Annotated in this window: 9 protein-coding genes and 1 pseudogene; 8 read left to right on the top strand and 2 right to left on the bottom strand. The window is 45.1% G+C overall.

Annotated elements, in window-relative coordinates; all coding sequences use genetic code 11:
- Positions 1-89: 89 nt before the first annotated feature.
- Complete coding sequence (locus P5674_RS13220; protein ID WP_006615992.1) at positions 90-1,487, top strand: TldD/PmbA family protein; 1,398 nt, start codon at positions 90-92, stop codon at positions 1,485-1,487.
- A gap of 15 nt (positions 1,488-1,502) precedes the next feature.
- Here P5674_RS13220 and P5674_RS13215 read toward each other — a convergent pair whose 3' ends face one another.
- Positions 1,503-3,182, bottom strand: coding sequence for a TPM domain-containing protein (locus P5674_RS13215; protein WP_014275733.1), 1,680 nt, complete (start codon positions 3,180-3,182; stop codon positions 1,503-1,505).
- Between the two features lie 104 nt (positions 3,183-3,286).
- Between P5674_RS13215 and P5674_RS13210 the strand changes: the two genes are divergently transcribed.
- Complete coding sequence (locus P5674_RS13210) at positions 3,287-4,054, top strand: LemA family protein (RefSeq protein ID WP_006617385.1); 768 nt, start codon at positions 3,287-3,289, stop codon at positions 4,052-4,054.
- Positions 4,055-4,139: 85 nt separating this feature from the next.
- Here P5674_RS13210 and glpK read toward each other — a convergent pair whose 3' ends face one another.
- Positions 4,140-5,657, bottom strand: coding sequence for a glycerol kinase GlpK (glpK, locus tag P5674_RS13205; RefSeq protein ID WP_006617384.1), 1,518 nt, complete (start codon positions 5,655-5,657; stop codon positions 4,140-4,142).
- 229 nt (positions 5,658-5,886) lie between these two features.
- Here glpK and P5674_RS13200 point away from each other — a divergent pair, with 229 nt between their 5' ends.
- The 6 genes and pseudogenes from P5674_RS13200 to P5674_RS13175 all read left to right on the top strand — a co-directional run.
- Positions 5,887-6,450 carry an LptA/OstA family protein gene (locus P5674_RS13200; RefSeq protein WP_035737063.1) on the top strand — a complete coding sequence of 188 codons (564 nt, stop codon included), beginning with the start codon at positions 5,887-5,889 and terminating at the stop codon, positions 6,448-6,450.
- A 139-nt stretch (positions 6,451-6,589) separates the two neighbouring features.
- On the top strand, positions 6,590-7,318 hold the full coding sequence (lptB, locus tag P5674_RS13195) for an LPS export ABC transporter ATP-binding protein (protein WP_006617382.1): 729 nt from the start codon (positions 6,590-6,592) through the stop codon (positions 7,316-7,318).
- The gene (locus tag P5674_RS13190; protein ID WP_006617381.1) at positions 7,315-8,493 is read left to right on the top strand and encodes an LptF/LptG family permease; all 1,179 of its coding nucleotides are present in this window, start codon (positions 7,315-7,317) and stop codon (positions 8,491-8,493) included. The genes lptB and P5674_RS13190 overlap by 4 nt, the downstream gene beginning before the upstream one ends.
- A 7-nt stretch (positions 8,494-8,500) precedes the next feature.
- Entirely contained in the window at positions 8,501-9,028 is a 528-nt protein-coding gene (locus P5674_RS13185; protein ID WP_006617380.1) for a GNAT family N-acetyltransferase, read from the top strand.
- Positions 9,029-9,037: 9 nt separating this feature from the next.
- Positions 9,038-11,437: a GH116 family glycosyl hydrolase gene (locus P5674_RS13180; RefSeq protein ID WP_006617379.1), complete on the top strand. Its 2,400-nt coding sequence runs from the start codon at positions 9,038-9,040 to the stop codon at positions 11,435-11,437.
- A gap of 357 nt (positions 11,438-11,794) precedes the next feature.
- Positions 11,795-12,057: pseudogene (locus P5674_RS13175) on the top strand (IS630 transposase-related protein); the annotation flags it as partial.

Below are 12,057 nucleotides of genomic sequence, written 5' to 3'. Positions count from 1 at the left end.
GAAATTCATTGAACCCTGGAAAATGGGTTGATATGACTCTAATAATGCTATAGTAAAATCCTACTGATTCATCAATATTGTCATCTATTATGAACACTACCTTTGCGGATGTCAAAACTATACTCCAGGATTTAATTACCCGCTATCGTCATCGGGTGGATTATTTAGCGATCCGAATTGAGGAATCAGAGGAAACTAATATTTTATTAAGGGGCGATCGCATTGAAACTTTGAGTGAGGGTTTGTCTTTAGGGGGACAGGTACGCGCTTGTTATCGAGGCGGTTGGGGTTTTGCTAGTTTTAATGATTTATCTAAGCTAGAAGACCGGATTCAAGAATCAATTATAGCCGCGCGATTAATTGGTACTGAAGAAACTATACTCGCGCCCATTCCGATTATCCAAGATAGCTATATTTTACCGCTGACTGGTTCCGATCCTCGTCAAATTCCCCTATCCGAAAAAAAGACACTGTGCGATCGCTATGGAGAAATTCTCCGCAGTGTTGATGACAAAATTACCACCATTTCTGTTAGCTATAATGATAGCACTCAACGGATGCTCCTCGCTACGTCTGAGGGGACTTTACTAGAACAAGGTTGGGTAGATATGGAGATGCGTTTTGCCGCCACAGCCCGCCACGGGGAAACCGTCCAAACCGGACGAGAAACCACCGGTTCCAGAACAGCCTATGAAGACCTCACCCAACTTGATAATCAGGTTCGCAGCGCCGCCAAACGTGCTGTTAATTCTCTTAATTTACCTCCCGTCCGGGGAAATATTTACACCGTAGTTATTGACCCAATTCTGTCCGGTTTATTCGTTCATGAAGCCTTTGGGCATCTTTCCGAAGCAGATATGGCTTATGAAAATCCTGACCTGTTGGAAGTCATGACTTTAGGGCGAGAATTTGGTCCGCAAAACCTCCAAATTTTTGATGGTGCATCTCCATCCGGACATCGCGGTAGTTATTTTTATGATGATGAAGGAGCCCCCGCTACTAAGACTCAATTAATCAAAGATGGGCGATTAGTCGGACGGCTACACTCCCGCGAAACTGCTGGTAAATTAGGGGAAAATCCCACAGGAAATGCTCGCTGTTTAAATTACCATTATCCCCCTTTAGTACGGATGACTAACACTTGGATTGAACAGGGAAATACTCCCGTCGAGGATTTGTTTAGTGAGATTAAATTGGGGGTTTATGCACGGAATTGGTTAGGGGGAATGACTAACGGCGAAATGTTTACTTTTAGTGCTGGGGAAGCCTGTATGATTCGGAATGGTAAATTAGCCGAACCTGTCCGGGATGTTACCCTATCTGGTAATGTGTTTACGACTTTAGCGGATATTGAGGGAATTGGTGATGATTTCTATTGGGATGAGTCAGGAGGTTGCGGAAAAGGAGGTCAAAATGGGCTACCTGTAGGCTGTGGTGGCCCTAGTTTGCGTATCCGTAATGTGGTTGTGGGAGGAGAAGCATCATAAATTAATTAAAAGCCTCTAAAAGCCACTACCACCCCCACCCCCACCACTACTACCCCCACCAAAACTCCCACCACTACTACTACCCCCACCAAAACTCCCACCACTACTACCGCTACTTCCACCACTACTGGAGGATGATGATAAGCTGGGAATTGTGTGGTCGGTTTTTTTATTGTAGTTGCAACATTTACATTGATAGGTAGTCCGTAGGAGTCCTGTACTATATTGAGTGGGTGAGACGACGGTTTGTGATGTGCTGGTTACGGTTAATTCTTTACCAACAGGACATTCTGAATGGCTGGGCTTGTTAACGTAGGCTTTTAGATAGATAGTATCGCGACTCAGTGCGCCTACTTCAGGACTCCACCACGCCTCAAAACTAACATTTCCGAGTTTGGCGGCTACCTGTTCATGGTCTGTTAATAGGGGTTGGAGTTCTGCGGGTTCTAAGGGGTCTAGGAAAACTTGTGAATCAGTATTATAAACAGGACGGAATGAACGCTGATTTTTGTTTTTCTTAAAACGCCATTCAATGAGTTGAGAACTGATGGTAAAACAGCCAATCAAACTAATTAGAGATGTTATAATTATTCCCGATTTAATTATGCCAATCCCTGATTCTTGATAGTATATTAACCACCCTATTAACCAAAAAAATAACCACCCTATTAACCAAAAAAAGAAACCTATGGACAAAATACCTACACAGAATACCATAATGATGAGCTGATTAATTTTGGTGGGCTGATTAATTTTGGTGGGCTGATTAATTTTGGTCATTGATACTAAGATAGTTTTATACGCTTTTTTATACGCTTTATCCACCAGGATTATAAACAATATAGCTATCAGAGCCACCACTGAAAATGGAGCTAATTGTGGGGTTAGATACAACATCCATAATACGGGGATAGCAGTTAAGGCAAATAATACACAAAATATACCTAAGCGGACATAAGTATAAGCGCCAGTTTCACAGGGGTCAAATGTTGTAATCCGCTGATAGTCTCCAGGCTTAACCAAAATAGGTTTTTGGGCTTCACGGCTGGCTAAATTATAAAAACCATATGATAATAACCCGGCTGAACCTGTCAACAACCAAACTAAATTAGGGATATCTATAGGAGGTTGAAGGCTGGCATCAAAAACCTGGTATTCTACGGCTTGAATTAAGGCTTGAGTTCCGGCTAAAATGCCATCATTAAAATTATCATTCCTCAAATAAGGCACTACATGATTATCAAGAATTCGCCCGACTCTCGCATCAGGTAAAACTCTCTCAATACCGTATCCGGTCTCAATTTCTACACGGCGATCGCCTACAGATGTTAAAAATAAAAGACCGTTATCTTGACCCTGTTTACCAATTCCCCAATGATTAAATAGTGCAGTGGTAAAGGCTTTAGGGGAAGGATAAGACCCGGTTTCAGGAACTGTCACTACAGCAATTTCTGTCCCGTTTTTTTCTTCGAGTTCAAAAATCATCTGATTTAATCGGTCTTCTGTTTCATTGCTGAGAACATTCGCCATATCTGTCACCCATCCCCCATATACTTCTTGAGGATTAGGAACTTCTGAGGGAGTGAGACTATAACTGACGGAAGGCTGTGATATAACGATGATGCTAAAACAGAGAATTCCTAAGCACCATACTCCTAAAATGCGACCGTAGCGCTGGATACTGTTAATTTTCATAATTCCAGGTTAACTCATCAGCAAGTTATGTTATATTATAAGGACATACAATCAGCAGAGGAGCAATTCTTTAAGAAAACTTAATTTTTGGGGGAGGAAGATTGATGAATGATGCTGATAGCAATATTCCCGACCGACTCGCGCCAGAAGTGTTAGAAGTGGCTTCTCGGTTGTATCAGGAAGCTATTGATAGTTATTCGATCGCCGAACTTCAGGAAGCAGGTGCGGAGGTTTCTATTCCGCCAGAATTTATCGAAAAAGCGATCGCCGAAATTCAACAACAGCGCCAACTAGAAGCGATCGCCCAACAAAAAGCCACCCAACTCAAATCTGGGTTAACATTAGGGGGCACAGTTTTCGCCATAGTAACAGTATTATGGACTATTGTTACTTATAATTCAATTTCAGCCAGGTATCAGCAAACCCAAGCATCCTGGAGTCAAGTAGAAAACCAACTCCAGCGGCGGGCTGATTTAATTCCGAATTTATTAGCTGTAACTCAAGCGCAAGCACAACACGAACAGCAAATTATTAACCTGTTAATTGAATCGAGGGAACAGTTTGTACAAGCCAATTCTGCATCGGAAAAATTAGTAGCTAATGATGAAATGAATTTAGCTATTAGGCAATTTAATCAGTATGTAGTCAGCCAGCCCCAACTGGGTTATTCCCCGGCTTTTATCGGTCTTATGTATGAATTAGCTGGGACAGAAAACCGCATAGCTACTGAAAGACAAAGATATAACCAAACTGTCCAAGAATATAATCAATACCTCCGACGTTTTCCTAACTCCATAGTTGGTAATATTTTTAATTTTGAGGAAAAGCCGTTTTTTCGGGCTGAAAATACCCAGGTTCCTAAGATTGAATAAAAGCAGAAAGTCAACCGCCATCTAGTCAAAATTAATCCTATAGGAGGTTGACAAAATCGGATATTTATGATATGAAAAGGGATTTTTAATCAACCCAATTTTTAGCCCTACTGATGGCGCGTGTCCACATAATAAAATTATCGCGCGCCTGTGCGGAGCCTCCTCCGGGTTCAAATATGCGATCGACTTGGCGGCGAGAAATCAAATCCTGATAACTATCCCAAAAACCGATCGCCAAACCCGCACCAAAAGCGGCCCCTTGGGCGGTAGCATCCAAAATGGCGGGACGTTCGACAGGAATACCCAACAAATCGGCTTGAAACTGCATCAAAAAATTATTTCGGGAAGCGCCGCCATCAACCTTCAGCAGAGAAATAGAAGTTTGACAATCCTTATTCATAGCTTCGACCACCTCACCGACTTGATAAGCGATCGACTCCAAAACCGATCGCACCAAATGCTGTCGCTGTACACCGCCAGTAATACCCATAAAAGCCCCCCTAGCGCTCATATCCCAGTGAGGAGCTCCCAACCCGCTGAGGGCTGGCACAAAATAAACCCCATTAGTATCATGAACCTCGCGACACAGTCCCTCAGTTTCCGCCGCCGAATCAATCAATTTAATCCCATCTCGCAGCCATTGAATACAAGCGCCGGTGGTGAACATCGCCCCCTCCAGAGCATAATTTGCCGAAATCGGGCGGTCTCCCTGCTGTTGAGTCCATGCCATAGTAGACAAAAGTTGATTATGCGATCGCGTCAAAATCTCCCCAGTCTGAGAAATCAGAAAACATCCCGTCCCATAGGTACATTTCAACATCCCCGGCTGGTCGCAACCGTGAGCAAATAAAGCAGCCTGCTGGTCTCCCAAAATAGCCGTAATCGGAATTTCCACCCCCAATAGATTCGGGTCAGTTTTACCAAAAAAGCCGATACTGGGTTTAATTTCCGGCATGATATGGGGAGGAATGCCAAACAAATCCAGCAAAAGCGGACCCCAATCACCCCGATCCAAATTCATTAACATAGTACGGCTGGCGTTGCTGTGGTCTGTAGCGTGAACCTTTCCCCCCGTAAGTTTCCATAGCGCCCAGGTATCAACAGTTCCGGCTAAGACATTATCCAAATTGACCTGGGGCTTTTCTCGTTTTACCCAGTCAAGTAACCAAGCCAATTTAGTTGCCGAAAAATAGGCATCAACCACCAATCCTGTGCGTTCTTGAATTTCCTGAGCCTTTCCTTGCTCGGCTAATTCTCGGCATTTAGCAGCCGTGCGGCGATCCTGCCAAACGATCGCATTATGAAGAGGCTCTCCCGTCGTCTTATCCCACAACATACAGGTTTCGCGCTGCACCGTCAAACCAATAGCTTGCACTTGGGTAGGAGAAATCCCCGTATCCCGAAATACCCGTTGCATCATCTCATAGGTATCTTCCCAAATCTGTTCCGGGTCATGTTCCAACCAACCCGGTTGAGGATAATGTTGTGTAAGTTCTTTATAAGCCTGACCTGCGATGGAACCTTCAGCATTAAACAAAATCGCCCGATTGCCTGTTGTGCCTAAATCCAGGGCTAAAATATATTGAGTATTTAGTGTAGTCATGAGCATTTCTTTGAGAAAACTTACTGCACCAATCAATGCAGATCTGTTTCCATGTATATCAAGATTAGCGATCGCCTCGCTGGGTTCTTACCAATTCTTGACACTCTGGAGAAACTGAGCCGATCTGAGATCCCGAATCTCGCCAAGTTTCCAATGTAGCTATTGTTAGTGCCATAATGGAACCGCCCGCCGTTATCAGGGTTCAATACTCCTATCGTCGTCCTCACACATGATCATGCTGATGAATAGATTACCCAAACACCCACAACTGCTATTGTGGAAACAGTCCGCGTCTGGCTGTAGTTCTGGTAGCCGAAAAATTACCCATCTAGCGGGAGTTATCATAGCGATCGCCATCCTTCCATTTTTATCTATCGGGGGTATCTTCAGCCCCTATCCAGGGAACGCCCAAAATCCCAGAGGTTCTGGTCAAGCCATGACCGTCCGTTCCGATATACAGGAAGCCGATGCTAACACCGGAATTGTCACCGCTAGGGGAAACGTACAAATAGACTACCCCGCCCGTCAAATTCAAGCCACCGCCGCCCAAGCCCAATATTTCAGCCAGGAACGTCGCATCATCCTGAGCGGGAATGTTTTAGTTTTACAAAATGGTAACACTATCCGAGGAGAAACCGTCACCTATCTAATTGATGAAGGGCGATTTATCGCCACTCCCCGCCAAGGCGGACAGGTCGAGTCAATTTATTTGCTTCCCGACAACCAAAACAACGCTGCCGCTCAACCATTTAACCCCGCCCCCCCCTTTCAAACCCCTTTAGGTTCCCCATAGAATTCAACTTGATGGGTAATCAGGAATATATTTCTGTTGTATTGTCACCTGTGTAATCCCTGTTCCCCGTTGCCTGCTATAACTATCTATATCACCGTTAACAGCCTGTGGCGCTATACTCAAATTTTGTCAAACAGCAATGAAAATCGTGCTGGAAAACATCCATAAGTCCTATGGAAAGCGCACTATTGTTAGTCGCGTGAATCTATCTATCTCCCAGGGAGAAATTGTCGGTTTACTCGGTCCCAATGGTGCCGGAAAAACCACCACCTTTTATATAGCCACTGGATTAGAAAAGCCGACCCAGGGGCGCATTTATCTTGACGATCGCAATATTACCCACCTACCGATACACAAACGGGCCAGACTAGGTATCGGCTATTTAGCCCAAGAGGCCAGTATTTTCCGACATCTAAGTGTCCGTGACAATATTCTGTTAATTCTCCAACAAACCCGTGTCCCTCGCCGTCTATGGGAACATAGGCTTAATAGTCTGTTGCAGGATTTTCGGTTAGAAAAAGTCGCCAACAACTTAGGCGTGCAAGTTTCCGGGGGTGAAAGACGCAGGACAGAATTAGCCCGCGCCCTAGCATCAGGGCCATTACCGCCCCACTTTTTGCTATTGGACGAACCCTTTGCGGGCGTTGATCCGATCGCCGTATCAGAGATGCAAGCTATTGTTGCCAATTTACGCGATCGTAATATGGGCATTTTAATTACCGATCATAATGTTCGCGAAACCCTCGCCATTACCGATCGCGCTTATATCATGAGAGACGGACAGATTTTCGCATCAGGGGTAGCAGAAGAACTTTACAACAATCCCCTAGTGCGACAGTATTATCTTGGCGATAGTTTCCAATTATGAAATTAACCATTAGCAAATCTACATCTTCAAGTCCATGGCTACTACCCAGCCTATCGGTGTTAGATCGGTACATAATCCAAGAATTAATACCTCCCTTTATCTTTGGAGTAGGATTATTTACCTCAGTTGCTGTCACTGTTGGGACTGTCTTTGAATTAGTCCGCCGCGTCGCCGAATCAGGACTACCAGTCAGTGTGGCTTTTCAGGTATTCCTGTTAAAAATGCCCGATTTTATGGTCTTGGCTTTTCCCATGTCAATGATTTTAACCACATTGATGGTATATGGGCGACTGTCTAGCGATAGTGAATTAATTGCCATTCGTAGTTGTGGAATCAGTCTTTATCGCCTAGTAATTCCCGCAATTATTTTTAGTTTTGTTGTCACCGGAATGACCTTCGCCTTTAATGAAATTATCGTGCCAGCAGCCAACTTTCAGGCGACAATGACCCTACAAAAAGCCTTGAATGAAGACGCACTCAATATCAGTTCAACTAACATATTTTTCCCCGAGTATGAACGAGTTAGCGTCGAGGGTACTAACCGCCGCGTTAATGTTTTAAGGCGGCTTTTTTATGCCGAAGAATTTGCCGATGGCAAAATGTCAGGAGTCACAATTTTAGATCGTTCCCGCGCCGGAATCACCCAAATTATTTCATCAAGAACCGCCATTTGGAACCCCCAAGAAAGCACCTGGGATTTCTATAACGGCACCGTTTATATTGTAGACCCAGATGGTTCTTATCGTAATATTGCCCGGTTCGACCATAAACAATTACACCTTTCCCGTGTTCCCCTAGACCTAGCCAGCCAAGACCGCGACTATGGGGAAATGAATATCGCCCAAACCAAAGAATACCTAGAATTGATGAAACTCAGTGGCGATCAGGCAAAAATCCTGAAAACCAAAGTACGCATTCAACAAAAATACGCCCTTCCCTTTGTCTGTGTAGTGTTTGGACTGCTGGGGTCTTCCCTCGGTTCTCGTCCAGGACGCACCAACCGCGCCACCAGTTTCGGGATCAGCGTTATGATTATATTTGCCTATTATTTACTATCTTTTATTACTGGTGCAATAGGCCAAAAAGGAATTATTAGCCCATTTATGGCAGCTTGGCTACCAACAATGTTGGGTTTAGGAGTATCTGGCTTTTTGTTGTACCGCAGTGCCGAATAATTAATCAATGACCACAACTCCCAATTTAGTTACCTCCCAGATTACCATTCGTCCCTACCGCGATCGCGACTGGGAAGAAGTCTGTCAAGTTCACGATCGCGCCCAACCCGCCGAATTTGCCGGATCTTGTGATTTAAAAGGGATGCGACCCCTCTCGGAAAATCCCTATATTGCCCGTATTTTCCCCCTCTGTCGCAAGTTTGTCGCCTGTGACGGCAAAAAAGTCATTGGGATTATGGCAATCTACCAAGGCTATATTATCCTGTTGTACATCGATCCAGATTATCAACACCAAGGTATCGGGTGCCGCCTTTTGCGTTTAGCGATTAATTTAATCGGTTCCCCAGCTTGGACTATTGTAATGGCGGGAAATCAAAACGCGATTCGATTTTATGAAAAAGCCGGATTTGTCAAAGTCGAAACCTTTGAAAATACTGTTTCTGGCTATCCCTGTACCTTTATCCGCATGAAACGCGCTTACGGTGAGGGTTCCGCCGCCCAGGATTCTCCCAGAACCCGCCCCTACCCCTTGTGATTAAATACCATGCAATATCCATCCCCAACCCTAAATATTCCCCCCTATACTTGGAACCGTCCCATAGGCTTAGGATGGGAAAAACCCTATACAGTACGCTACCCTAGTAATTTAGATGATGGTCCCTTTCATGGAATGCCTTTAGGGGGTTTTGGCGCTGGTTGCATTGGTCGGTCTCATCGGGGAGACTTTAATCTATGGCATCTTGATGGTGGGGAACATATCTTTCGCCCCCTTCCTGGCTGTCAATTTAGCGTTTTTGAGGAAATCGACGGTAAACGACAAGCCTACGCCCTATCTACCCAACCTCCCGAAGATGGTAGCTTATCAACATGGAATTGGTATCCTAGTTCCGATCAGCATACCCAAACCGGAACCTATCACGCCCTTTACCCCCGCAGTTGGTTTGTTTATGAAAATGTCTTTCAAACTCAATTAACCTGTGAACAGTTTTCCCCGGTGTGGGGCGGAAATTACCAGGAAACCAGTTATCCTGTGGCGGTGTTTGAGTGGATAGCCCACAACCCCACCGATAAACTAATTATCCTCAGTATTTTATTAACCTGGGAAAATACCATCGGCTGGTTTACTAATCGTTTAGACACTCCCGCCGTGAAAGTGCGCGATGATGGTAGTCCCGTTTACGAATATCAGCCGCGCTGGGGAGATAGCCAGGATAATTGTAATCACTTTGTGGAAGACTTCCACCGTGTTGGTTGTGTGATGACTCGCTTGAATATTAATGACCAACTCGGAGAAGGGGACGGTCAAATGGCGATCGCCACTATTACTAACCCTGTCGTTGAGGTATATTGTCACAACCGTTGGAGGCCCTCCGGTAATGGTTACGATATTTGGGAATATTTTTCTCAGGATGGGTCCCTGATTGATATACACGATGACGGGCCCGCCCTTGAAGGTGAAAGAATTGGCGCGGCTTTGGCCGTCCGTTGTATCCTCAGACCCGGAAAAACTCGCAAAATTCCCTTTTTTATCGCCTGGGATTTACCTGTGACTGAGTTTGAGGCGGGAGTTACTTACTACCGCCACTATACCGATTTTTTTGGGCGCAATGGTCGTAACGCTTGGTCAATGATTCGGACAGCTATGAAGCATTCCGATACCTGGCGCGAGAATATCGAAGCATGGCAAAATCCAATTCTCAATCGCCAAGATTTACCCCCTTGGTTCAAAATGGCTTTGTTTAATGAACTTTATCTACTGACGGACGGGGGGAGTCTATGGACTGCTATTGATGAGGATGAGCCTTGGGGACGGTTTGCTGTCCTTGAATGCTTGGATTATCGGTGGTATGAAAGTCTCGATGTGCGCCTATATGGGTCCTTTGGTTTGTTGATGTGGTGGCCAGAATTGGAAAAATCCGTGATGCGGGCTTTTGCTAAGGCGATCGCTACTGATGATGATACCCCCAGAATTATTGGTTACAATCAAGCCTCAGCTATTCGGAAAGCTGCTGGGGCGACTCCCCATGACTTGGGGGCTCCTAATGAACATCCTTGGGAAAAGACTAACTACACCAGTTATCAGGATTGCAATTTGTGGAAAGATTTACCCTGTGATTTTGTCTTGCAGGTATATCGCGATTATCTGCTAACAGGGGCCGATGATATTCAGTTTTTGGTAGAATGTTGGCCGGCGATCGTCCAAACTCTCGATTATCTCAAAACCTTCGATCGCGATCGTGATTGTATCCCAGAAAATGGCGGCGCACCAGATCAGACTTTTGATGATTGGCGAATGATGGGGATTAGCGCCTATTGTGGGGGCTTATGGTTAGCCGCATTGGAAGCCGCTATTGCCATCGCAAATATCCTACTTTCCCATCATAGTGATATCACCCCAGATACAACTAAGGCGATCGCTACCTGGACTAATTGGTTAGAGACCGCTAAACCTCTTTATGACCAAACTCTCTGGAATGGTAGCTACTACAATCTTGACAGTCAGAGTGGATCTGATGTCGTCATGGCCGATCAACTTTGTGGTCAGTTTTATGCCGCCTTATTAGGTTTGCCCGATATTGTCCCCCACCATCGCGCACGAGTGGCGCTACAAACCATTTATCAAGCCTGCTTCCAGAATTTTCATAATGGCAAGTTTGGAGCCGCTAACGGTGTCAGAACTACCGGAGAACCCATTAATCCTCAAGATACCCACCCCCTAGAGGTATGGACCGGCATTAATTTCGGTCTAGGTGCTTTCCTTATTCAAATGGGGATGAAAGAAGAGGCTTTTCAACTCGCCGAAGCCGTTATCACTCAAGTATATCAAAACGGCCTCCAGTTCCGCACCCCAGAAGCTATTACCGCCGCCGGAACTTTCCGCGCTAGTCACTATCTCCGCGCTATGGCAATTTGGGCTATGTATTATCAAATACAACACCCCTAGTTAATTATTCTGGTGCGTCAGCCATCCAACTATTTGTGGCCATCATGATGATTCTATCTGACGCACCCTACCCCCTACCCATGTCTAATCATGATTACTGTGGTCGTCTGACCCACCAAGGGTGTTAATTATTCTGGTGCGTCAGCCATCCAACTATTTTGTGGCGTTATGGTCGAAAGGGAAGTCGCCTTCCCCAACTCCAATTCCAAACCGTGCTTGATACTTTCACATCACACGGATCCTGATGTGGATACCCCTTTTGACATCGGGAACAGGGTAACAACTTCCTGCTTTGTGACTTCAACTTTTAGATCTATAGCACAAGACAGAAAAGTTAGGACGTATAATGGCAAGGATATCTACAGAAGACCCAAAAGGCCAGCCCCCTACAGTTACGACCTTAGACAAAAAGTTATTAATGCAATTGAACTAGACGGTATACCCAAAACCGAAGCCAGTCAAGTTTTCCATGTCAGCAGGAACACTATCAATCTCTGACTGCAAAGAAAAGCACAGACCGGAGACTTCCTCCCTAAACCTAATCGCCCACCTGGCAATAACCACCAAATTACCGACTGGCATAAATTCAAGGCTTTTGCCCAAGAGCATGGCCACAAAAC

The organism is Limnospira sp. PMC 289.06, from assembly GCF_032350395.1.
GTDB classification, from domain to species: domain Bacteria; phylum Cyanobacteriota; class Cyanobacteriia; order Cyanobacteriales; family Microcoleaceae; genus Limnospira; species Limnospira platensis.
This window is presented reverse-complemented; position numbering and strand designations above follow the sequence as displayed.